This window comes from Heyndrickxia vini (assembly GCF_016772275.1).
Classification (GTDB): Bacteria; Bacillota; Bacilli; order Bacillales; family Bacillaceae_C; genus Heyndrickxia; species Heyndrickxia vini.
This window is the reverse complement of the sequence record NZ_CP065425.1, coordinates 4,108,595-4,132,132: the sequence shown is the minus strand read 5'-3', so window position 1 is coordinate 4,132,132 and position 23,538 is coordinate 4,108,595. Positions and strand designations below refer to the sequence as shown.

The window sequence follows — 23,538 nt, the reverse complement described above, 5'->3', positions numbered from 1 at the left end:
AAGGGTCCATTGGCTTTGTTAATGATTATGCATGATTTATACACGATGGGGAAATAAAATTTAATAAAAATAAAAATATAGTATTGAAAAATGTAGACTTTCAGTTTAATATCTTTAGTAACAGATAAATAAAAATAGAAATGAGTGAATAAATATGAATAAGTGGAACGGTAAAATAGCATTATTTGTAGTAGTAAGTTGTATATTAATTCTTTCTGCCTGTGGAAAAAGTTCAAATGGTACAAGCTCTGGGGAAAAAACATTAAGTGTCGGTACTGAAGCAACATTTGCTCCATTTGAATTTATGAAAAAGGGCAAAGTAGATGGATTTGATGTTGACCTTCTAAATGCAGTGGCCAAAGAAGCCGGATATAAGGTGGATATTAAAAACACGGGCTGGGACGCAATGCTGGCTGGAGTTAAAGATGAAAGTATTGATGTAGGAATGGCCGGTGTAACGATCAACGATAAAAGAAAAAAGTCATATGATTTCTCCCTTCCGTATTTTGAATCTATCAACATGATCGTGGTAAACGAAAGTTCAACTGTAACAAATGCCAAGGATTTAAAAGGTAAAAAAATCGGTGTTCAAAATGGAACGACCGGCCAAATCTCAAGTGAAAAATTGTTCGGTGAAAACAACAAAAATATTTTAAAATACGAAACGTCCGCAATGGCTTTCATGGCATTAGAAAATGGCGATGTTGATGCGGTTGTGACAGATAATGCTGTAGCAAATGAATATGTGAAAAAGAACCCCGATAAAGAAGTGAAGACAATTGATGATAAGACAAATTTCTCTTCTGAGTATTATGGAATTCTACTTCCAAAAGGAAGCGAATTGAAGTCGAAGTTCGATAAAGCTTTAAATAAAGTGCTAGACAACGGAACATACACGGATATCTATAAAAAGTGGTTTGGAGTAGAACCGGATATCGATACTTTAAAATCAGCTCAAAAATAAAAAGGCCATTTTCGCAAACTTTGTTGCTATTGGTCAGTATAAAGGTGATTTCCGCTTCAATCAGTTTTTTTAACGGACCTTAAGTGGGAAAAATTGCGAAAAGAAATTCACTAGATCGTTGTATTTAACAAATATGAAAGCGCAGAGTGGATTGGAGCGAAAGGAACCTGACTCCTGCGGGATATAGAGGAAAGGTCGAGACCCCACAGGCGTAAGCGCCGAGGAGGCTCGACTTCTCACCGCGAAAAAGCAGGTTCCTGTAGCGGAAAGTAACGGTCTATGTTCCCAAGAACAACAATCTTTACGCAAAAAGCCAATAAAAAAACAAAAAGAGGTGGGACTAAAAATTTAGTCTGCCTCTTTTAGCCTAAAGGAGAAAGACGATGGACTTTCAATTTGATATAGTAAAAGAGTATTTACCATTCTTCTTAAAAGGAACATTACTTACGATTGGTCTCTCTCTAGCTGGAACAATCTTAGGGTTAATTCTCGGATTGTTTATCGGTATGGGAAAAATGTCAAAGAAGTTAATACGTTTTCCGTTTATATGGTATATTAATATTTTTCGAGGGACACCTTTATTTGTGCAAATCTTAATTATTCATTTTGGTGTTATGCCAATGTTTATGAAGCCGGTAAACCCAATCCTTTCAGCAATTGTTGCCTTATCACTCAACTCGGCGGCTTATATTGCAGAAATCTTCCGGGCTGGTATCCAATCAATTGATAAAGGTCAAATGGAAGCGGCGCGTTCACTAGGAATGAGTCATGCTCAAGCAATGAAAAAGGTCATTCTGCCACAGGCATTTAAACGAATGATCCCGCCGCTTGGCAATGAATTTATCGTACTATTAAAGGAATCTTCTTTAGCTGCCATCATTGCTGCTCCGGAACTGCTGTACTGGGGACGAGCAGCACAAGGTGCTTATATGAGGGTTTGGGAGCCGTATATTACAATTGCTATCATTTATCTTATTCTCACCCTATCATTAACCTATTTAATCCAATATTTAGAGAGAAGGTTTGCAAAAGAATGATCTCTGTGACAGGCTTAAAAAAATCCTTCGGTCAGACGGAAGTATTGAAAGATATAAATATTGAAATCAAACCTCAAGAGGTAGTTGTTGTGATTGGTCCATCGGGGTCCGGTAAATCAACTTTTCTCCGTTGTTTAAATTTACTGGAGTCAATCACAGATGGCCATGTATATATAGAAGGAACGGATATTACGGATAAAAAAATAAATATCAATGATATTCGAACGGAAGTCGGTATGGTTTTCCAGCAATTTAATCTATTCCCGCATAAAACAGTTTTAGAAAATATTATGTTGGCACCAATGATGGTGAGAAAATGGGGAAAGGAAAAAGCGAAAACAAAAGCGATGGAGCTTTTGAAGAAGGTTGGATTAGCTGATAAAGCCAATGTTTATCCTGATTCACTATCAGGCGGTCAAAAGCAGCGTGTTGCGATTTCTAGAGCATTAGCAATGGAACCAAAAATCATGTTATTTGATGAACCAACATCCGCCCTTGATCCTGAAATGGTCGGTGAAGTGCTAGAAGTCATGAAACAGCTCGCACAAGAAGGAATGACGATGGTAGTCGTCACCCATGAAATGGGATTTGCCAAAGAAGTTGGCGACCGAGTCATCTTTATGGACGGAGGATACATCGTCGAAGAAAATACCCCTCAAGAACTTTTCGAACATCCACAGAATGAACGGACGAAGGCGTTTTTGGGGAAGGTTTTATAAGAGAGGGTCCTACAATCAAATCACGGATCAATTCACATAAACTTCAAAGCATACTTCACAGTCAAAAAGACTTAGAGATGTAATTTCTCTAAGCCTTTTTTTCTCGGGAATCACAAGTGAAATAGATGATAAAACGAGTTTGATAAATAAGCGGAGAAATTCCCCCTATTGAGGAAATAGCACTGAAATGTACCTAAAATAGCCGGAAGGTTTCCGACTATTGACTCGAAAAACGCAAAAATGAGCAATTTTGCTTTGCTTAATCGGAAAATTTCCGCCTAAATCCCCAAAACCGAGCTCTATTCCGCAGTATAACCGGAAAACCTCCGTTTATGTTAAATATTACTAGTTACTCAATTAGGGATAAGACTTCTTATGTTTTAATAAAACCAAGTAAATTTCTTTTATATGCGTTGAGGGGGATCTTAGTGATGACTCAGCCCAACTATACCTGAAGATGTTGCCAGTGAAAGTTACCCATTATAATTAAAATCAACAATCTTTATAATCGGAACATCATCCAATAATTTAGCCATAAAAGTAGATACTATCATTTAACTCCCTACAACATTTCTCTATAATTAATTGTTATCAAACTAAACTAGCTAGGAGGCAGTTTCTTGGTATCATTTATCCTCACGTTAAAACGACTTTTTCATGGACTATTTCATTCCTTTAAAGAGAAAGAATTCCAAGTCATCTTTGTATTAATTGTTGTGATGCTATTATCGGGTACAATTTTTTATACAAAGGTAGAAGGGCTATCGGTTCTTGATGCATTGTATTTTTGCTTTGTCACTTTAAGTACAATTGGGCATCCGGACTTTGTACCGCAAACCGATTTTGGAAAGATTTTTACTATGGTTTATATATTAGCAGGAATTGGTCTTTTCTTCGGATTGATTGTTCGAATTGGGCGTGGAATTCTTAGCAGCAAAAATAAAAAATAAAAATGAAGACTCAAGTAAGCTCCGTCTTATTGAGTCTTTTGAATGAGATCGACAATACGATCAGCAATTTCATCAACTGTCAGTTGATCTGTTTCCACTTTTAGATGATGTGAGGCATAGATGTTCTGTCTAGTATAGAAAAGTTCTTTCGTCTCTTCCAACGTCCGTCCTTTTAATACCGGCCTGCTTTCAATAATTAAGTCGAGCCTTTCCTTCCACGCTTCCCAAGATAAATGAAGATAGATGACAATACATTCCGACAGACAAAGGTTTTTAATCTCATCTTGGAGAAATGCTCCGCCTCCTACAGAAATAACTTTTTCCGGACACCTACAATATTCAGAGATATATGCCTTTTCTTTTTCGCGAAATATTTTTTCGCCGTATATGTTGAAAATTTCAGTAGTAGATATTTGAAACTCCTTTTCGATCTCTTGATCTATATCGATAAAATCTCGGTTCAATTTTTTTGCAACGGCTTCACCAATTGTTGTCTTGCCAACTCCCATAAATCCAATAAATACAATGCTTTTATTATTAAGAGACGATGGTTTATTTGTCATTTTGCAAGCCTCTTTCCAACTTAAAATTAGTCAAATTATAATATATATTCACGGATTTGTAAAAAATATTCATAATTTTATAGCCTAATATATAATACAATGATAGAAGGGATAGAAATTCGATTAAAATTGTCTTTTTTACCAAAAGTGTTGACAGAAGTATTTTAAATGTTTAGTATTGTAATTGATAATGAATATCATTTGCGGGGATCAAAGATAATGGATACATTAACATTCTATGAATAATGGCATTCATTTTTTTTATTACCTCTACTGATAATGAATCTCATTATCGTAAATATTGAATTACATATCCAATTGCCAGCATTCAAAAGGGAAGAGTAGGATTTGCAATGAAAAAAGTCGTTTTAATAATTGCATTTATTGTTTTATCCGTCATTTCATTATTTGTCGGAGTTAAAAATATTACACCATTGGACATCTTTCATTTATCCGAGGAACAACGAGATATTTTATTGATCAGTCGCTTTCCAAGGCTTGTGAGTCTCATTTTGGCGGGAGTCAGCATGAGTGTTTGCGGGTTAATTATGCAGCAGTTGTCTCGAAATAAATTTGTTTCCCCAACGACTGCAGGAACGATGGATTCAGCAAGATTAGGGATACTTGTTTCTTTAATCCTATTTTCATCGGCAGGTATGATGGAAAAAATGTTGATGGCATCCATTTTTGCTTTAGCAGGTACATTTTTATTTATGAATATCCTTGGCAAGATTAAATTTAAGGATGCTATTTTCATTCCACTAGTCGGATTGATGTTTGGGAATATCATAAGTTCCATCACAACATTCTTTGCCTATAAGCATGATTTGATCCAAAGCATTTCTTCTTGGCTACAAGGGGATTTCTCCATGGTTATGTCGGGAAGATATGAAATGATTTATATTAGTATCCCACTTGTCATTCTTGCGTATTTATTTGCGAATAAATTTACGATAGCAGGCATGGGTGAGGATTTCTCAGTGAATCTAGGCTTGAATTATAAGCTAGTAGTAAATATCGGTTTAATTATTGTGGCACTGTCTACTACATCCGTTCTTTTGACGGTAGGTACAATTCCTTTTCTAGGATTAGTCGTTCCGAATATCGTTTCCATTTATAACGGCGATAACTTAAAGAAAAACCTATTTCAAACAGCCTTGTTAGGTGCCGTGTTCTTACTGTTTTGTGATATTTTAGGCAGAATCATTATTTATCCATACGAAATTCCAATTGGATTAACTGTTGGGGTCATAGGAAGCGGTATTTTTCTTTACTTGCTCATGAGGAGAAAGGCGTATGCGTAATAAAGTCAAACTAGGGATATTAGTTGTTTTGGCTGCAATCCTTGTTGGAATCTTTTTATTTACCCAATTAGGAAATTTTCCTGGGTATGTCCTGCCAAAACGAAGCATAAAAATTCTCGCCATCGTTCTTACGGGCGCATCAATCGCCTTTTCAACTGTGGTGTTCCAAACGATTACCAATAACAAAATTTTAACGCCGAGCATTATTGGTTTGGATTCGCTCTATATGCTTATTCAAACGTTTCTCATTATTATCTTTGGTGCAACAAGTACTGTAGTAATGAATAAAAATATTAATTTTCTTCTCTGTGTTGGATGTATGGTATTGTTTGCTAGTTTTTTATATAAGTTTTTATTTAAAAGAGAAGGGCAAAATATTTACTTTCTCTTACTAGTCGGATTAGTGATGGGGACGCTGTTTCAAAGCTTTTCATCGTTTATGCAGGTTATTATCGATCCAAATGACTTTATGATCATTCAAGATCGAATGTTTGCCAGCTTCAATAATATCAATACCGATTTACTCACACTATCTATTATATTAGTTATTTTGGTTTTCATATATTTTATGCGGTTTGCTAAATATTTAGATGTGCTCTCACTAGGAAGAGAAGAGGCGATTAACCTAGGAGTGGATTATGATTATGTCGTTAAACGGTTACTTATTATTGTAGCGGTTCTCATCTCCATTTCTACCGCATTAATTGGTCCTATTACGTTCTTAGGATTACTTGTAGCAAACGTTTCCTATCAATTTTTGAAAACATATCGACATTCTTATTTGATTGCCGGGTCTGTTTTTATCAGTATTATTGCATTAGTTGGCGGATTACTTATTGTTGAAAGGGTTTTTACTTTTTCAACTACATTAAGCGTCATTATCAACTTTGTCGGCGGAGTATATTTTATCTATCTACTTTTAAAGGAGAGTAAAGCATGATTACAATCAAAAATGTTTCAAAAAAGTACGGTAATAAATGTGTAGTAGATAATGTTTCTTTAACGATAGAAAAAGGTAAAATTACTTCCTTTATTGGACCGAATGGGGCGGGTAAAAGCACCCTTCTATCAATGGTGAGTCGTCTAATATCAAAGGATATGGGGGAAATCACTATTGACGGAAAGGAAGTTAGTAAGTGCAAAACGAATGAACTTTCTAAGAAAATGGCGATTTTAAAGCAAGCAAATCATATTAATATCCGATTGACAGTAAGGGAACTTGTTTCCTTCGGCCGTTTTCCATATTCACAAGGTAAGCTTAGTGCAGAAGATTGGAAATTCGTTGATGAAGCCATTGAATATATGGAGCTTACAAGTATTCAACATAAATTTCTTGATCAATTAAGTGGTGGCCAGCAGCAAAGGGCCTATATTGCAATGGTTATTGCTCAGGATACCGAGTATATTTTATTAGATGAGCCGCTTAATAATCTTGATATGAAACATTCTGTTCAAATTATGAAAGTACTAAGAAAGCTGACGGATGAATTAGGGAAAACAGTTGTCATCGTTATTCATGATATCAATTTTGCATCTTGTTACTCTGATCATGTCGTTGCTTTAAAAGATGGCAGGGTCGTTCAAAATGGGCCAACTGATCATATTATTGATTCATCTGTTTTAGGAGATATTTATGAAATGGATATTGCTATTCAAAATATCAATGAAAACAAAATTTGTGTTTACTATGCTTAATTAAGATAAAACGTTGTGATTGTAAAAAAGGAAGAAATACTGAACATACGGATGGCGCCCCGTATTCAGTTTATCCTTCATTGAGAATGAATTTCATTATCGGAAAATTTTACAATGGCAATTTTTATAAAAAAATATATTTATCGAGGTGTAATGATGAAAAGGAAATTATCATTATTTTTAATCATAGCAGTAATGACCATTTTTGCGGCAGCGTGCGGTTCAACTAGCGGGAAGAAATCTAATGGTTCAGAAAGTAAGGGAGATACACTTACGATTAAACATCAATTAGGAGAGACTCCTGTAAAGAAAAATCCCAAAAAAGTTGTTGTATTTGATATGGGAACATTAGATTCTTTAGATAAGCTTGGATTATCCGATACGGTGGCGGGAGTGCCACAACAAAATGTACCAGCTTATTTGGAAAAATATAAGGATGCAAAATATAAAAACGTAGGTGGATTAAAGGAACCAGATTTTGAAGCAATTAATGAAATTCAACCTGATCTAATCATTATTTCTGGTAGACAACAAGATTCATATGATAAATTTGCTGAAATCGCACCTACAATTTTTATGGGAATTGATAGCAAAAAATATATGGATTCATTTAAACAAAATGTAAATACTTTAGGTGAAATCTTCGGTAAAGAGGCTCAAGTAAAAGAAGAACTTTCAACTATTGACAAAGAAATTGCTAGCTTGAAGGAAAAAGCGGATGCAAGTAATGCAAAAGCGTTAATTACATTAACTTCCGGTGGTAAAGTAACAGCTTATGGACCAGCTTCTCGATTCGGCCTAATTCATGATGTATTTGGTGTGAAATCGGCAGCAGATGATATTGAAGCGGATCCTGTACACGGTCAAAACATTTCAATGGAATTTATTAATGAAAAAAATCCAGACATTCTTTATGTAGTCGATCGTGATGCTGCCGTAGGAGAAGGTAATAATGCGAAAAAGGTTATCGAAAATAGCTTAGTGAAGAAAACCAATGCCTACAAAAATGGTAAAATTGTATACTTAGATCCAGGTTATTGGTACTTATCAGGCGGCGGATTAGAATCTGTAGCTGAAATGGTAAAAGAAGCAGCAAAAGGATTGGAATAAGGTAGTCTAATGGGGCAATAGAACATGTCTCCATATCCCTTAGGGACGTGGAGGCATGTTTTTTTGTCCATTTTGCAGGGGTGAAAAGCTTTTAAACAAAAACCTTTGACTAATAACCAAGTTATATAGTAGGATTACTATGAATAATGAATTAAATAATCTTATCAAGAGAGGCAGAGGGACTGGCCCGACGAAGCCCAGCAACCGCGAGACGTAGTTTTGTTAGGTGCTAATTCCAGTAGAACGAATCGTTCTGAAAGATAAGATAGATGTTGTTTCGTAAACTTCTTCTTATCGAAGAAGTTTTTTGTTTTGAACAGCAAATTAAATTAGAGGAAATAGAACGTTTTTCAAAAGATGTAATGCCAATCGTAAAACAAAGAAGAGGTGCTTTCACACATGTCTAAAATATATATAATTCATGAAAATAAGGAATGGACAGATCATTTAATAAATAGATTAGAAGAGTTAGAACTTCCATATGAGGAATGGTTCCTTGATGAAGGAACGGTTGATTTATCGTCAATACCTCCTGAAGGTTTATACTTTAGCCGAATGAGTGCATCCTCTCATACAAGGGATCACCGCTATGCACCAGAATTGTCTACAGCCGTTTTCGCTTGGTTAGAAAGGCATGGAAGAACAGTTATTAATGGCAGTGGGGCGATTAGACTTGAACTAAGTAAAGTAAATCAGTATATGGAATTAGATAAGTTCGGTATACGTACACCGAAGACAATTGCCGCGGTCGGAAAGGAGCAAATCCTCGAAGCGGCAAGGAAATTAGAATCCGCATCTTTTATTACAAAGCATAATCGTGCGGGAAAAGGGCTAGGTGTACAGTTATTCCATTCAATTCAAGCATTAGAAGAATATTTACAAGGTCCTCTGTTTGAAGAACCTATTGATGGAATTACATTGATTCAGGAATATATTCAATCTCCGGATAACTCGATTACTCGCTGTGAATTTATTGGTGGTAAGTTTATCTATGCAGTTAGAGTAGATACTTCAGAAGGGTTTGAATTATGCCCTGCAGATGCATGTCGAATCGATGATCTATTTTGCCCTGTAGGCGAACAACCGACTATTATAGATAAATTCCAAGTAATCGAAGGGTTCGATGATCCGATTATTAAGAAATATGAGGAACTACTGCGAAGCAATCATATTTTAGTAGCTGGAATTGAATTCATTCGTAATGAGCAAGGACAAATTTTCACCTATGATATAAACACGAATACGAACTATAATAGTGAGGCAGAGGCGAAGGTCGAAAAATATGGAATGCTGGAGTTGGCAAAATACTTAGGTGAAGAATTAAAGACAGTAAATTCTATTTATAAATAGATGGAGAAATCCGGCTTAGATGTTAATCTAAGCCGGTAAATTGAATCTTAGCTTATAAAGATTAAAACAATAAAATAAACAACCATTGCGCTTAATCCAACGGGAATCCCAAACTTTGCCCATTCTTTACTCGTTATCTTTAGTTTTCCCGCAGAAATGATATTTGGGATGTTTCCCGGAACGAGAATTCCACCGCTGATAAGCAGTCCGAGCAGGATTGCCTTAATAGTTGATGGCCCCATAGCAGGACTGATTTCAGCTGCAGCTAAAGTCGCATTATCTAAAATAGCCGAGATCATATTAATCCAATATAAAATAAATGGACTCAAATCCAATAAGTATTTAGTAATTAACGGTTCAAAACCTGCACCTAAAAGTGTTAATCCCATTACAAATAGATAAATCTTTAATGCACGAATAATAATTTCTCCGTAGCCTTCCGTGGTTTGATCACTTTTTAAACTGTCTTCATCATTCTTCGGTCTAACTAAAATCGCAGCTAATATACCAAATATCACCACTAAGGAAATCACTTCAGGGCCAATTAATCGAAATAGATAGAAAAAGTCCTCATGAAGCTTACTGATCGCAAGAGTAGATAATGGTTCACCAATTGGCGTCAAGGCTGCACCGAGTCCAATTGAAAAGCATGCCAAAACAACTAAACGAACTTCTGACTTTCGATCCAAGCGTAGGACGCTCACAATGAGAACAAGAATAAGTGCAGCGATAATCGCGGTTACAACACTAGATATGAGTCCTAAAATAATAACGACTAGTGCCAAGAATAATTGGTAAGGCATAGCCCCGCTTATTCCAAGAATCATTTTCTCCAATGGCTTTTGAAGCCATCTAAATAATAAGCCGGCAATTAAAACAGCCAGAGAAATATTTATAGGGTCTTCCAATGCTTTAAGAATTAGTGATTTATCCAATACTCCACTAACTAATACAGCAGCAAGTCCCATAATGAATAAAAATATTTCTAGATTATGCTCAACAAACTTAACGGAGAAAGGTAGAAATAAAACAAATAATAAAATAATGATTAAACCTATTAGCATGTTAGTCTCCTTCATATATGTATTTTTAAGGTGGTATTTACTAATTAAAGGGGTATTAATAGGAAACTTGTTCTTTTAGTATAAATATTTTTTTTGTTAACTTCAATAAAGTTGAACCAATTGAGTGATTTTTCAATCATCTCTCTTTTTTTTTAATAGGTCTTAATCAACGCTGATTGATGTGTTAATATATAATGAATTTAATATGATAAATGGAGAAAAAGGTATGGAAACTCACACAAGTCAAAGTTATAAAGTCGTGGAAACATGCTTACTGGCAGGGAAAATTATGCTTCAAAGTGGAGCTGAAACATATAGGGTAGAAGACACAATGACAAGAATTGCTTATGCGTTCGGTATTAAAGGAACACATAGCTTTGTGACGCCAACAGGTATCATTTTTTCAATCGATGGTTCAGAGCCGACTAAACTTGTTCGCGTATCTGAACGCTCAACAGATTTAAAAAAAGTAACAATCGTAAATAGTATATCGCGGAAATTAACTAGTGGCGAACTATCGTTAAGTGAGGCTTTTGACGAATTAAAGGTAATCGAAAGAACGAATTTCGCCTATCCTATTTGGATACAGATTACCGCTGCAGCGATATCGAGCGGATGTTTTTTAATTATGTTCAATGGCGGGTGGCATGATTTTCTTCCCGCTATCATTACTGGAGGTTTAGGTTTCACGGGTTTTATTTATTTACATCGCCTCGTACAAGTAAAGTTCTTCTCGGAATGCTTGGCCTCACTCATCATCGGATTATTAGCAGTCCTTTTTGTGAGGTCGGGGCTAGGAAATGAAATAGATAAGATTATTATTGGTTCCGTTATGCCCCTTGTTCCAGGATTGCTCATAACGAATGCGGTACGGGATTTAATGGCAGGACATCTTGTATCAGGTATTTCAAAAGGTGCAGAGGCATTTTTAACAGCATTTGCTATTGGAACAGGGATTGCTGTAGTTATTTCGTTTTTTTCAATATTATAATGAAGGGAAATATGTGATGATTCAACAGCTGATTACTAGCTTTATCGCCACGGGTGCGTTTGGAATAATTTTTAATATACCGAGGAAAAAATTATTACTTTGTGGACTTGTTGGAATGATTGGCTGGTTCATATATGTTTTACTAATCAATTCACATGCAAACGCGGCAGTAGCTAGTTTGGTTGCTGCGTTCGTTATTGCTGTGATTAGTCAAGTATTTGCAAAAATATATAAGGCACCGATTATTATTTTTAGTGTATCAGGAATTATTCCGCTCGTTCCAGGAGGAATGTCTTATGATGCAATGAGACATTTCGTGGCAAATGATTACAATACAGCTATACAAATGGCTGCAAAAGCATTCATGATATCTGGTGCTATTGCGATTGGAATCGTATTTGCAGAAGTAATTAATCAAATGATTAGAAAAGCGAAGGCGCCTTGCTAATCGACGTAAAAGACTTACGGGACTTCGACTGAGATAAAGGAAACGCGGGTGATGTAAGGCGAATCGATGTTGACTTATCGTAGGGAAAAGTCCTGAAGTTTTCTAGTCGATAGGCGCTGGAGCTAGACAAAGCAGATATTAATTAGGAACATTAATCCTATAAAATTTATACTTTCTTACCTTTAAAAAATCCGGACGGCAAACTCAAAAATAGCGCATGATTTTCGAATCGGAAATCTGCGTTTTTTTTTGTAGACAACTCAACCATTAGGCGAACGCACATATAATAAGTATCAGTTTTTTATACGTGTTAAGGAGGAGATGCAATATATGTGTGGGATAACAGGCTGGGTTGATTTTAAAAGAAATTTATCGAATACACATGAGATTGTTTCAAATATGACGGAAACTTTATCTAGACGTGGGCCAGATGATACAAATACATGGTTTACAAAACACGCGGCTTTTGGACATAAACGACTAGTTGTAGTGGACCCTCTATGCGGAATTCAACCAATGTCACGGAAAAAGGGTGAATATACTTATACGTTATGTTATAACGGGGAGCTTTATAATACGGAAGATATTCGCAAGGAGCTATTAGCAAAAGGGTATCGTTTTCAGGGTCACTCGGATACAGAAGTGTTATTAACTTCTTATCTAGAGTGGGAAGAGGATTGCATTCATCATTTCAATGGAATTTTTGCATTCGCTATTTGGGATGAAAAGAAACAACATTTATTTGCTGCAAGAGATCGGTTAGGGGTAAAGCCTTTGTTTTATCGGGAGTATACTGGTGGGGTTATCTTCGGTTCGGAGTTGAAAGCGATTCTCGCTCACCCGGAGGTAAAGACTGAAATTGGTTTAGATGGACTTACAGAAATCCTCGGATTAGGACCTTCAAGAACACCTGGACATGGGATATTTCTCGGTATTAATGAGTTAAGACCGGCGCATGCATTTACCTTCTCAAGAGATGGACTAAAGGTCTGGAGATACTGGAATGTGAAAAGTGAGAAGCATCACGATTCAGTGGAGGAAACAGCAGAAAAAATCAACTATTTATTTACAGACGCGGTAACCCGACAGTTAGTATCAGATGTACCGATATGCACATTTTTGTCAGGAGGGCTTGATTCCAGTGCGATTACGGCCATTGCCTCCAATCACTTTCAAGAAAATGGATTAGGTGCTTTGCATACATTTTCAATCGATTATGAGGAAAATGACCAATTTTTCGAAGCCAATGATTTTCAACCTAATTCCGATGCACACTGGATAGACAAAATAACCAATACATTTGGAACTATCCATCACAATCGTGTTATCACTCAAGAGCGGCTGGCGGAGTATTTAAAGGAAGCAGTAATCGTTCGAGATACACCAGGAATGGCTGATGTCGATTCCTCATTATTATGGTTTTGTAAGGAAATCAAACACGATTTTGTTGTTAGTCTTTCTGGCGAATGTGCCGACGAAATTTTTGGCGGGTATCCATGGTTCCACCGAAAGGATGATTTGGAGCGGGAAGGATTTCCATGGATGCGGTCGGTGGATGAGCGGGTTGACTTAGTAAAAGATCATTGGAATAAAAAGCTGAATATTAAAGATTATGTGTTAACTAAGTATGAGGAAACGGTTAGGGAGACCCCTATTCTTGAAGGTGAAGATCCGCTTGAGGCAAAAAGGAGACAATTATTTTATTTAAATATGATTTGGTTTATGACCACTTTGCTGGATCGTAAGGACCGAATGAGTATGGGAGCAAGTCTGGAAGTTCGAGTCCCTTTTGCCGATCACCGGTTAGTTGAATACGCATGGAATATCCCTTGGGAGATGAAAATGTATGATAATCGTGAGAAAGGCTTACTAAGAAAGGCTTTGGAGGGAATACTGCCTAATGATGTGCTCTATCGTAAAAAAAGTCCTTACCCGAAAACACACCATCCAGCTTATACAAAGGCAGTAAAAGGGTGGCTACATGAAATTTTACAAGAAAAGAGTTCTGTTCTTTATGAGTTTTTAAAGAAAGATCAGTTACTTGCGATTGTTGAATCGGAAGGAAGGGCATTCCAAGTCCCGTGGTTTGGACAATTGATGACAGGTCCGCAATTACTCGCCTATCTTGCACAAATTCATTATTGGTTTGAAGAATATGGCATTAACATTAATGAATAATGGTATGATAGATACTCAGTGATAATATCATTGCGATGTTATCACTTTATTTCGCTTATTTTTAAAAACCTAAAGGAATGATAAATTTGCCTGATTTTAAAACACTAGGTATTCAACCAATTATACAAAAACGATTACAATCAAATGGTATATCCGAGCCCACTCCCATCCAAAGTGAGACGATACCAGTACTCCTTGAAGGGAAAGATGTGATTGCTCAAGCTCAAACAGGGACAGGGAAAACATTGGCTTTTCTTTTGCCAATCTTGGAAAAAGTCGATCCTAATCAACCGAATGTACAAGCATTAATTGTTACACCCACGAGGGAACTAGCTTTACAAATAACTGCGGAATTAAAAAATTTCACAGCAGTACTTAATAGCATTCAAGCATTAGCTGTTTATGGGGGGCAGGACGTTGCCCAACAGATGAAAAAGTTAAAAGGGGCCATACATATTGTTATTAGTACTCCAGGGCGTTTATTAGATCATATGAGGAGGGAAACAATCGATCTTTCGGAAATATCTATGCTTGTCCTTGATGAAGCGGATCAAATGTTACATTTGGGATTTTTGCCGGAAGTAAAGGAAATCATAACGGCCTTACCATCGAACCGGCAAACGATGTTGTTTTCGGCAACGATGACGAAACAAGTTCGCTCAATCGCCAACCAATATATGAAAAAACCGGTTGATATTCGAATTAAAAATAAACAAATAACAGTGGATGAGATTGATCAACTAGTTGTTGAAACAACCGATCGGGCAAAACAAGCATCTTTACGCATGATGATGGATCAATATCGCCCGTTTCTAGCAATTATTTTTTGCCGTACGAAAAGGAGAGCAAGTACATTAAATGATGCATTAAAAGGCTTTGGATATGAAACAGAGGAACTGCATGGTGATTTATCACAAGCAAAACGTGAAAAAGTAATGAAGCTCTTTCGCGAAGCCAAAATCCAGTATTTAGTTGCCACAGATGTTGCGGCGAGGGGCATTGATGTAGAAGGGGTTACCCATGTGTTTAATTATGATATCCCTGAAGATGTGGAAAGCTACATCCATCGTATTGGCCGAACAGGTAGGGCCGGAGGAAAAGGGATGGCTATTACTTTTGTTGCACCTAAGGATCGTTCCTATCTTGAGATGATTGAAAAAGGAATCCAGCATAAAATTGAAAAGATAAGTATTAGTCCGGCAAAAGAACAATTTACTCCATCTGAGTCAGGCAAGAACCAATTGAAAACGAATAAAAATCATAAAAGAAATACTCGCAATCATAAACAAAAAGGCCAGCAAGAAAAAGGAAAACGAAAAAGAAGATAATAGTGAATATTCCATTCCTTTTTAATTAGACTACATCATGAAGGCAAATTAAAAAGGAGTGGAATAGAATGGGTCGAACAAAACGCGGAAATGCCAATGCTCAAAGAAACAATAATGCGAAAAATCAAAATGAAATTAGTGAAGAATTAGTTGAATTTAATACAGAGAATAGAGATCAAAATAATAACAAAGCAAAGAAAAAGTGAAGGTAGGCTATTGCCTACCTCTTCTTAATTAGTAAGCGTTTCCATATACATTGAATAGCATTTTACTATATAATTAAAAAGTACTAGATTGTAAATTTATTATTGAGTTTATATAAAATTTGTATAAATACAAAATCTAGCTTGAGTTTATGTGAATTCACTGGTAAATTTAATGTTGTAATTTGTTGTATTTTGCGATTAATTTTATATTAAAATATTATCCAAAAGGGGAAATTATTTAGAAATGATAGAATTTAAAAATGTATCGAAAGTTTACCCTAATGGAACGAAAGGTTTAAAAAATGTAAACCTTACCATCAATAAGGGAGACTTTGTTGTTATTGTTGGTCTATCGGGGGCAGGTAAATCGACCCTACTTCGTTCTATTAACAGGCTACATGAAATTACTGATGGTGAAATTATCATCGATGGAAAATCTATAACTGCTGCAAGAGGCAAGTCTCTTCGCCATATCCGTCGGGATATCGGTATGATCTTCCAAAACTTTAATCTTGTAAAACGCTCTAGCGTCCTTCGTAATGTATTATCTGGAAGAGTGGCATATCACTCTACTGTCCGTACTCTACTTGGAATGTTCCCAAAAGAAGATGTGGATCTCGCTTTAAATGCACTTGATCGTGTGAACATTAAAGAAAAGGCTTATTCCCGTGCAGATGAACTTTCTGGGGGACAACAGCAACGTGTATCGATCGCTCGTGCCTTAGCGCAAGAAGCAAAAATTATTCTTGCAGATGAACCCGTTGCGTCATTGGACCCGTTTACAACTAGACAAGTTATGGATGATTTGAAACGAATCAACCAGGAATTAGGAATAACAACAATTGTAAACTTGCACTTTGTTGATTTAGCTCGCCAATATGCTACACGAATTATCGGTATACGTGCGGGGGAAGTAGTATATGATGGTCCTGTTGAAGAGGCAACAGATGATGTCTTCTCTGAAATCTATGGACGTGAGATTAAGAAAGATGAGTTGCTAGGAGAGAAGGAAGAATGAACTCAATAAAGGTGAAAAAGCCGTCAAAAGTTAAGGGAATTGTTACATTCTTACTTATTGTAGTCATCATTTGGGCAAGTGCACTCAATACAGATGTATCATTTCAAAAGCTATGGGATGGGCTTCCTAATATGGGGACCTTGCTTAATGAAATGTTTCCTCCTGATTGGAGCTATTTTAAATCGATTACAGAGCCAATGTTAGCTACTATTCGAATGGCTGTTTTAGGTACAACATTCGGAGGAATTGTGGCTATCCCGATAGCATTGCTTTCTTCAAGTAACGTTGTAAGAATTCCTGTTATTTATCAAATTGCTAGATTTATAATGAACTTAATTCGTACAATTCCGGAATTGTTATTGGCAGCATTATTTGTACCGATTTTTGGGATTGGTGAAATCCCTGGTATTCTAGCCATTTCTGTTTTTTCTTTCGGTATTATTGCGAAATTATTTTATGAAGCAATTGAAACGATTGATCCAGGGCCGCTAGAAGCGATGACAGCAGTTGGAGCAAATAAGATTCAATGGATTTTCTTTGGAGTTATTCCACAAGTTATTGCACACTATGCATCATTTTTCTTATATAGTTTTGAAATTAATATACGTGCAGCCGCTATTCTAGGTTATGTAGGTGCAGGTGGGATAGGATTATTCCTAAATAATGCACTAGGATTTTTCCAATATGACCGTGTATTATCTATTATTATTTATACATTTATCGTGGTTGTCATTGTAGATGCAATAAGTAATAAGATTCGGGAGAAGTTATTATGAGCCAAAATCAGATAAAAAAACCAATAGGAAAGCGGATAAGAAACTGGGCAATTGTACTTATCGTTATCGCCATTTATGTTTGGGCATTTGCAGGTGCACCTTCCATTGCACTTAAAGATTCTGCCATTCAAGCTCTTAAGGCGATTTTTCATGGATTTCTTCATCCTGATTGGGATTATATTTATGACCCAGCGGGAGAGGATTTGTTACGTACACTACTTGAAACATTAGCCATCGCTGTTTTAGGTACATTTATTTCGGCTATTCTATGTGTTCCATTTGCTTTCTGGGCTGCAAGAAATATGACGAAGCATCGTACACTTTCAAGTCTTGGGAAAATCGTTTTAAGCTGTATTCGTGTTTTTCCAGAGCTTATTATGGCCTTGCTATTTATTAAATCAGTAGGTCTTGGGCCATTTGCGGGTATTTTAGCACTTGGTTTCCACTCAATTGGTATGCTAGGGAAATTGTTTGGGGAGTCAATTGAAAACACAGAATTTACTGCAAGAGAGGCGTTAATTGCTTCGGGAGCAAACAAGCTTCAAGTATTGTGGTTTGCGATTATTCCGGAAATCATGCCGGCATTCATGTCATATACATTATATCGATTTGAAATTAGTGTACGTTCAGCCACTATCTTAGGTATTGTTGGTGCCGGGGGGATTGGTGCTCCGTTAATCTTTGCATTAAACGGACACTCATGGGATCGTGTAGGGATTATTCTTTATGGAATTATCATTATGGTAACAATTATCGACTTGATCTCAGCAGCTATTCGTAAGCGATTAGTATAAAAAAATGAAGAAAGAATGTTGATATTTAAATGAATATCAGCATTTTTTTTTAAACGACCTTCAAGGAAAACGCTGGACTGATCAAAAAAGGGATTAAGTCCATATAATTGTGTAAAAAGAAAAGAGTCATTTTAATCCCTCTTGGAAACAATGTTTTCAACGACGATAAACAATGAAAAGAGGAATATAAAATGACCCAATTACAGTTTAACCTAGATATGGATCTTTTAAAAGAATCTGTTTTGAATTCCAATATTGACGCAGTTATTAAATCAGCGATTGTTTTAGTTTTAAATGAGTACATGGAAAAGGAAAGAGATGATTATTTACATGCGGACGCTTATGAACGCTCTCCTGAACATCTAGATTACCGCAATGGCTACTATGAAAGAGAACTAACCATGAGTATCGGTAAAATAAAACTAAGAGTGCCTAGAACTCGAAATGGGGAGTTTTCATCTTCCGTTTTTGAAAAATATTCTCGGTGCGACCAGGCTTTAGTTCTCTCTATGCTGGAGATGGTTATCAACGGGGTTTCTACCCGTAAGGTTACGCACATAGTAGAACAACTTTGTGGCGAAAATATCTCGAAGTCATTCGTTTCTTCCCTTACTCAGAAGCTTGATCCTATCGTCAATGATTGGGCCAAACGGCCTTTAAATATAACATACTATCCATTTGTTTTTTTGGATGCAATGTATATAAAAGTAAGAGAACATAACCGTGTAGTCTCTAAAGCTGTTTATATTGCCACAGCTATTACGGATCACAAAAAGCGTGAAATACTTGGTCTAAGTGTAGATCACGCTGAAAGTTTTGAGAGTTGGAGCCATTTTTTTAAACAACTTAAATCACGAGGTCTTCAATCTCCAAAGTTAGTGATTTCAGATGCTCATCAAGGACTACAAAAAGCCATTCAACGAGAATTCATTGGAACTAGCTGGCAAAGGTGTAACGTACATTTTAAACGAAATATCATTGAAAGACTACCTAAAAAAGACTCCGCCGATATTCGAATGATGATAAAGCATATTTTTGAAGCGGTCACTATCGAAGACACCCGGAAATGTAAAGAGGAGCTGATGGATCAGTTTGGTGAAAATTCTAAGTATAAACAGGCACTCTCTATTTTAGATGAAGGGTTCGAAGATACCATTCAATACATGGAGTACCCGGAAGATATACGATGTCACATTCGTAGTACAAATTCTCTTGAACGTTTAAACCAAGAAGTACGTCGAAGAGAAAGAGTTATCCGTATCTTTCCAAATACACAGTCTGCTTTTCGTTTAGTTGGAGCTGTTTTAATGCATTATCAAGAGACCGTATATTCAAAACAAAAATCTATTAAGAGATAGCTATGTTTCATTTTTAAGGTAACTTCCATTCTTGGATTATTCCATATCCAGTCAAGGCTATCAAAGGAAAACCACCTTTGACACCCTTGACTGGATATGGAGTAAAAGACCCATGGAAGTTTCGCTAAAAAAATGTAAAGGGGAAGGATTAACCCCAAATATCATAACAGGTTGAAAACATTGTATAGGATTTTACACAATATTAAGGACTTGACTAAAAAAGGGTAAAGGACCGATCAAAAAAGGAGTAAGACCAATCAAAAAGGATAAAGGACTAATCAAAAAAGTAGCAAGACCAATCAAAAAATATAAAACCAATCAAAAAAGGAGTAAGACCGATCAAAAAGGATAAAGGACCAATCAAAAAAGAAGCAAGACCGATCAAAAAATAAAGATCCGATCAAAAAAAGAGTAAGACCGATCAAAAAGGGTAAAGGATCAATCAAAAAAGAAGCAAGACCGATTAAGAAAAGCATTGAACCGTTCAAATCAAAAAAAATGGAACTAAAAAAGCGCCAACAGTGTTGGCGCTTCGAACTTATTATTTACCTACTTCAGCGATTTTTTTAGTGTATTCACGAACGACATCAAAATTAGAGTCTTGTGATTTTTTATAACCAACGTGAGAGTAAATAGCTTTGATAATTTCTTTACCTTTTTCATCTTCACCGATTTTAACGAATGCATCGGCAATTTTGTCTTTCCATGCTTGATCCATGTCAGGACGAACACTGATTGTATCATTAGGAATTTTATCAGTTAAGAATAGGTATTTTGTATTTTTATATACATCTGGATATTCTTTTTCTACGATATTACGTGCATCAACGAATACTGCTGCAGCATCGATATCTTTACTTAGAACACCTTGTACACCTTTGTCATGCCCTTGTAGTTGTACATACTTAACGTCTTTTTGCGCGTCAACGCCTTTTTCTTTCATTTCAACGGCTGGCCATACATAACCTGCAGAAGAAGTTGGAGCTTGGTAACCAATTCTCTTACCTTTTAAATCTTTAATACTATTAATACCAGAATCTGTTCTTACAAGTACTCCAGAATAGTAGTAATCTACTAATTCATCTGTTTGTTTCCCTGTTTCAGGGTCAACACCATTACGTAGTGCTTGTAGTAATACATCTGCATATCCTTTTTCGTGTGCTAATACATAGTCAGTAGGTGGTAGGAAACCAAGGTCAAGTTGTTTTGAACCCATTGCTTCAACAACACCGTTATAGTCAGTAGTTACTTGAACTTTAACAGGAATACCAATTTCTTTTTCTAGAAGTTCTGCTAAAGGTTTTGCTTTTGCCTCTAATGTTTCAGCATTTTGAGATGGTACAAACCCAATTGTTAATTCCTTAGGAACGAATCCTTTGCTACTGTCTTTGTTGCCATCCTTTGCTTTGTCATCGCTTTTTCCACACCCTGCCATTACCATTGCAACGACACCAAGTGCTAGAAATAATGCAGCAAATTTTTTCAGCATACATTTACCTCCGAATGTAAAAGTTTTTTTGAATACGCTTTAAGCATATAATATTTTGACTATAAAATAAATAAGAAAATTACTTTATTATTAAATTTTTAGTAGATAAATGTTAATTGTTAAGGAGATATTAATCAAGTATTAAAGTTTGGTTAATAGCACTATTTATTTTTGTGATATATTTTAATTATTCAAACTTCTGCTATTAGATAGGTATAGTAGAGAGTTAAATTAATTTTAGTTTATAATAGTTACAGATATTTAATAGACAGGTGGTAAAGAAATGAAGCAACTAACATTAACAATACTGGAAACTAGCGATGTGCACGGGAATATTTTCCCGATCAATTATGGAACGAATAAGGAAGCAGAGGTCGGTTTAGGAAGAATTGCTTCTTTGATAAAAAAAGAAAGAATGGAAAATGAAAATGTTCTTCTTATTGATAACGGGGACTTAATCCAAGGAACTCCACTTACCTATCATTACGCAAGAATCGATCACGAAAAGATCAATCCAATGATTCTATTGGCAAATGAGTTGAATTATGATGCAGCAGTGTTTGGGAATCATGAATTTAATTATGGTCAAGAGATATTGTCATCTGCAATAGAGGACTCTAATTTTCCATGGTTGTCAGCGAATATTTTAAATAAAGAAACAGGCGAGCCTTACTATGGACAACCATATTTAATAAAGGAAGTTAATGAGCTAAAAATAGGTATCCTCGGTTTAACGACCCCATACATACCGAATTGGGAACAGCCAGAAAACATTGAGGGAATTGAATTTGCCGATGCAGTAGAGGTTGCGAAGAAGTGGGTAACATTTTTGCGAAATGAAAAGAAAGTGGATTTAGTCATTGTTTCGTATCACGGCGGATTCGAGAGAGATCTCGAGACAGGTGAACCGACTGAAACGTTAACGGGAGAAAATCAAGGCTATCAAATTTGCCAAGAGGTAAATGGGATTGATGTATTATTAACCGGGCACCAGCATCGACAAATTGCAGGAAATAAAGTTAATGATGTCATTGTTGTGCAACCTGGAAATAATGGAATTGCTTTAGGCAAGGTTTCGCTAACGCTCGAGAACCAAAATGGTACATGGAAATGTGTTGAAAAATCATCGGAGCTCCTTCCTGTTTCAGGAATTGATGCCGATCTTCAACTTTTAGAAAAGGTAAAGGATTATGAGGAATCGACACAAAAATGGCTGGATCAACCAATTGGTAAAATTGAAGGGGACATGCTTGTTCGGGATCCGATGAAAACAAGAACAACGGATAATGCGTTAATTGAATTTATTAATCATGTTCAAATGGAAGTTGCGGGTGTAGAAATTTCAAATACAGCCTTATTCGATAATCAATCTCCAGGATTTCCTGAACATGTAACGATGAGGGACGTTGTTTCAAACTATATATACCCTAATACATTAAAGGTTATCCGTATGACCGGTAACGATATGAAAGAAGCACTTGAACGCTCGGCTTCCTATTTTAAACAATATACTGGAGGGGAAGTGGAGGTAAATCCAACTTTTACAACTCCAAAGCCGCAACATTTCAACTATGATATGTGGGAAGGTATTGAGTATATTGTTGATATAAGAAAGCCGATAGGTGAACGAGTGATTAAGCTTGAATATAAAGGCAACCCAATCGACCCCAATGGGCAATATGATGTAGTAATGAATAATTACCGTGCCGGCGGCGGAGGCGAGTACTTTATGTATAAGGACAAGCCAGTCATTAAAGATATTCCTACAGATGTATCGGAACTCATCGCGAACTATATATTAGAAAAGAAAGTAGTTAAAGCAACAGTGAATGACAACTGGAAGGTAATTTATTAAAGACTGTTTTCTAATAGTATATGAGAAATAATGACTTTCTACTTAGTATTTTTGATTAGAATAGAAACATTATAAAAGTACTAAGCAGACTGAATACACGTAAACTCCTGCGGGAAAAGTGAGCAATGTGAGACCCCGCAGCGAGGTACGAGCGAGGAGGCTCACACCTCACCCACGGAAAGCGAAGTGTATTCAGTCTGCGGGTGAGGTGACAATAATTTATATGAAGGTCCCTTATTAAACTTTTTTGGTTGAAGTCCTCTCTCTTTTTTTGAGAAAGGACTTTTTTTCGTTTAATTGACATATTGTAAAAGCATAACAAAAAATAATAATTCATTTTC

The 23,538-nt window shown here is 36.1% G+C and carries 23 protein-coding genes and 1 riboswitch; of the genes, 20 read left to right on the top strand and 3 right to left on the bottom strand.

Annotated elements, in window-relative coordinates; genetic code table 11:
- The first annotated feature begins 154 nt into the window (after positions 1-154).
- The 4 genes from I5776_RS20500 (at position 155) to I5776_RS20485 (ending at position 3,670) form a co-directional block, all read left to right on the top strand.
- Positions 155-964: a basic amino acid ABC transporter substrate-binding protein gene (locus I5776_RS20500; protein ID WP_202778323.1), complete on the top strand. Its 810-nt coding sequence runs from the start codon at positions 155-157 to the stop codon at positions 962-964.
- Positions 965-1,347: 383 nt separating this feature from the next.
- Entirely contained in the window at positions 1,348-2,001 is a 654-nt protein-coding gene (locus I5776_RS20495; protein ID WP_202778322.1) for an amino acid ABC transporter permease, read from the top strand.
- The gene (locus I5776_RS20490; RefSeq protein WP_202778321.1) at positions 1,998-2,720 is read left to right on the top strand and encodes an amino acid ABC transporter ATP-binding protein; all 723 of its coding nucleotides are present in this window, start codon (positions 1,998-2,000) and stop codon (positions 2,718-2,720) included. Before I5776_RS20495 ends, I5776_RS20490 begins: the two co-directional genes overlap by 4 nt.
- A gap of 620 nt (positions 2,721-3,340) precedes the next feature.
- The gene (locus I5776_RS20485; RefSeq protein WP_066230601.1) at positions 3,341-3,670 is read left to right on the top strand and encodes a potassium channel family protein; all 330 of its coding nucleotides are present in this window, start codon (positions 3,341-3,343) and stop codon (positions 3,668-3,670) included.
- A 26-nt stretch (positions 3,671-3,696) separates the two neighbouring features.
- Here the strand turns inward: I5776_RS20485 and I5776_RS20480 are convergent, their stop codons facing one another.
- Positions 3,697-4,233, bottom strand: a complete 537-nt coding sequence (locus tag I5776_RS20480; RefSeq protein WP_202778320.1) for a shikimate kinase — start codon at positions 4,231-4,233, stop codon at positions 3,697-3,699.
- A 353-nt stretch (positions 4,234-4,586) separates the two neighbouring features.
- Here I5776_RS20480 and I5776_RS20475 point away from each other — a divergent pair, with 353 nt between their 5' ends.
- The 6 genes from I5776_RS20475 to I5776_RS20450 all read left to right on the top strand — a co-directional run bounded on the left by I5776_RS20475 (position 4,587) and on the right by I5776_RS20450 (position 9,692).
- On the top strand, positions 4,587-5,537 hold the full coding sequence (locus tag I5776_RS20475) for an ABC transporter permease (protein ID WP_108072072.1): 951 nt from the start codon (positions 4,587-4,589) through the stop codon (positions 5,535-5,537).
- Positions 5,530-6,477, top strand: a complete 948-nt coding sequence (locus I5776_RS20470) for an iron chelate uptake ABC transporter family permease subunit (RefSeq protein WP_202778319.1) — start codon at positions 5,530-5,532, stop codon at positions 6,475-6,477. Before I5776_RS20475 ends, I5776_RS20470 begins: the two co-directional genes overlap by 8 nt.
- Positions 6,474-7,232: an iron ABC transporter ATP-binding protein gene (locus I5776_RS20465; protein WP_066230592.1), complete on the top strand. Its 759-nt coding sequence runs from the start codon at positions 6,474-6,476 to the stop codon at positions 7,230-7,232. The genes I5776_RS20470 and I5776_RS20465 overlap by 4 nt, the downstream gene beginning before the upstream one ends.
- Positions 7,233-7,388: 156 nt before the next feature.
- Positions 7,389-8,342, top strand: a complete 954-nt coding sequence (locus I5776_RS20460) for a siderophore ABC transporter substrate-binding protein (RefSeq protein ID WP_202780884.1) — start codon at positions 7,389-7,391, stop codon at positions 8,340-8,342.
- A 158-nt stretch (positions 8,343-8,500) separates the two neighbouring features.
- Positions 8,501-8,609, top strand: a riboswitch (SAM riboswitch).
- A gap of 2 nt (positions 8,610-8,611) precedes the next feature.
- Positions 8,612-8,749 carry a hypothetical protein gene (locus I5776_RS20455; RefSeq protein ID WP_160331433.1) on the top strand — a complete coding sequence of 46 codons (138 nt, stop codon included), beginning with the start codon at positions 8,612-8,614 and terminating at the stop codon, positions 8,747-8,749.
- Positions 8,742-9,692 (top strand): ATP-grasp domain-containing protein, encoded by a 951-nt coding sequence (locus I5776_RS20450; RefSeq protein WP_202778318.1) that lies wholly within the window; start codon positions 8,742-8,744, stop codon positions 9,690-9,692. The genes I5776_RS20455 and I5776_RS20450 overlap by 8 nt, the downstream gene beginning before the upstream one ends.
- Positions 9,693-9,739: 47 nt before the next feature.
- On the opposite strand, the gene I5776_RS20445 is transcribed toward I5776_RS20450, so the two are convergent.
- On the bottom strand, positions 9,740-10,756 hold the full coding sequence (locus I5776_RS20445) for a DUF1646 family protein (RefSeq protein ID WP_107919844.1): 1,017 nt from the start codon (positions 10,754-10,756) through the stop codon (positions 9,740-9,742).
- 226 nt (positions 10,757-10,982) lie between these two features.
- Here I5776_RS20445 and I5776_RS20440 point away from each other — a divergent pair, with 226 nt between their 5' ends.
- The 9 genes from I5776_RS20440 (at position 10,983) to I5776_RS20400 (ending at position 19,853) form a co-directional block, all read left to right on the top strand.
- On the top strand, positions 10,983-11,747 hold the full coding sequence (locus I5776_RS20440) for a threonine/serine exporter family protein (RefSeq protein ID WP_066230579.1): 765 nt from the start codon (positions 10,983-10,985) through the stop codon (positions 11,745-11,747).
- A gap of 16 nt (positions 11,748-11,763) precedes the next feature.
- Positions 11,764-12,195, top strand: coding sequence for a threonine/serine exporter family protein (locus tag I5776_RS20435; protein ID WP_066230574.1), 432 nt, complete (start codon positions 11,764-11,766; stop codon positions 12,193-12,195).
- A 330-nt stretch (positions 12,196-12,525) separates the two neighbouring features.
- Positions 12,526-14,373 (top strand): asparagine synthase (glutamine-hydrolyzing), encoded by a 1,848-nt coding sequence (asnB, locus tag I5776_RS20430; RefSeq protein WP_202778317.1) that lies wholly within the window; start codon positions 12,526-12,528, stop codon positions 14,371-14,373.
- Positions 14,374-14,450: 77 nt separating this feature from the next.
- Entirely contained in the window at positions 14,451-15,701 is a 1,251-nt protein-coding gene (locus I5776_RS20425; protein ID WP_108072080.1) for a DEAD/DEAH box helicase, read from the top strand.
- Between the two features lie 68 nt (positions 15,702-15,769).
- Positions 15,770-15,907: a hypothetical protein gene (locus I5776_RS20420; protein ID WP_181294656.1), complete on the top strand. Its 138-nt coding sequence runs from the start codon at positions 15,770-15,772 to the stop codon at positions 15,905-15,907.
- Positions 15,908-16,151: 244 nt separating this feature from the next.
- A complete protein-coding gene (phnC, locus tag I5776_RS20415) occupies positions 16,152-16,925 on the top strand; it encodes a phosphonate ABC transporter ATP-binding protein (RefSeq protein WP_066230565.1) in 774 nt (257 codons plus the stop codon).
- Complete coding sequence (gene phnE / locus I5776_RS20410; protein WP_202778316.1) at positions 16,922-17,701, top strand: phosphonate ABC transporter, permease protein PhnE; 780 nt, start codon at positions 16,922-16,924, stop codon at positions 17,699-17,701. Before phnC ends, phnE (I5776_RS20410) begins: the two co-directional genes overlap by 4 nt.
- Positions 17,698-18,495 carry a phosphonate ABC transporter, permease protein PhnE gene (phnE, locus tag I5776_RS20405; RefSeq protein WP_202778315.1) on the top strand — a complete coding sequence of 266 codons (798 nt, stop codon included), beginning with the start codon at positions 17,698-17,700 and terminating at the stop codon, positions 18,493-18,495. Before phnE (I5776_RS20410) ends, phnE (I5776_RS20405) begins: the two co-directional genes overlap by 4 nt.
- Before the next feature lie 191 nt (positions 18,496-18,686).
- Complete coding sequence (locus tag I5776_RS20400) at positions 18,687-19,853, top strand: IS256 family transposase (RefSeq protein ID WP_202778314.1); 1,167 nt, start codon at positions 18,687-18,689, stop codon at positions 19,851-19,853.
- A gap of 541 nt (positions 19,854-20,394) precedes the next feature.
- On the opposite strand, the gene I5776_RS20395 is transcribed toward I5776_RS20400, so the two are convergent.
- Positions 20,395-21,342 carry a phosphate/phosphite/phosphonate ABC transporter substrate-binding protein gene (locus I5776_RS20395; RefSeq protein ID WP_202778313.1) on the bottom strand — a complete coding sequence of 316 codons (948 nt, stop codon included), beginning with the start codon at positions 21,340-21,342 and terminating at the stop codon, positions 20,395-20,397.
- 283 nt (positions 21,343-21,625) lie between these two features.
- On the opposite strand from I5776_RS20395, the gene I5776_RS20390 reads away from it, so the two are divergent.
- Positions 21,626-23,197 carry a bifunctional metallophosphatase/5'-nucleotidase gene (locus tag I5776_RS20390; RefSeq protein WP_202778312.1) on the top strand — a complete coding sequence of 524 codons (1,572 nt, stop codon included), beginning with the start codon at positions 21,626-21,628 and terminating at the stop codon, positions 23,195-23,197.
- The last annotated feature ends 341 nt before the right edge of the window (positions 23,198-23,538 follow it).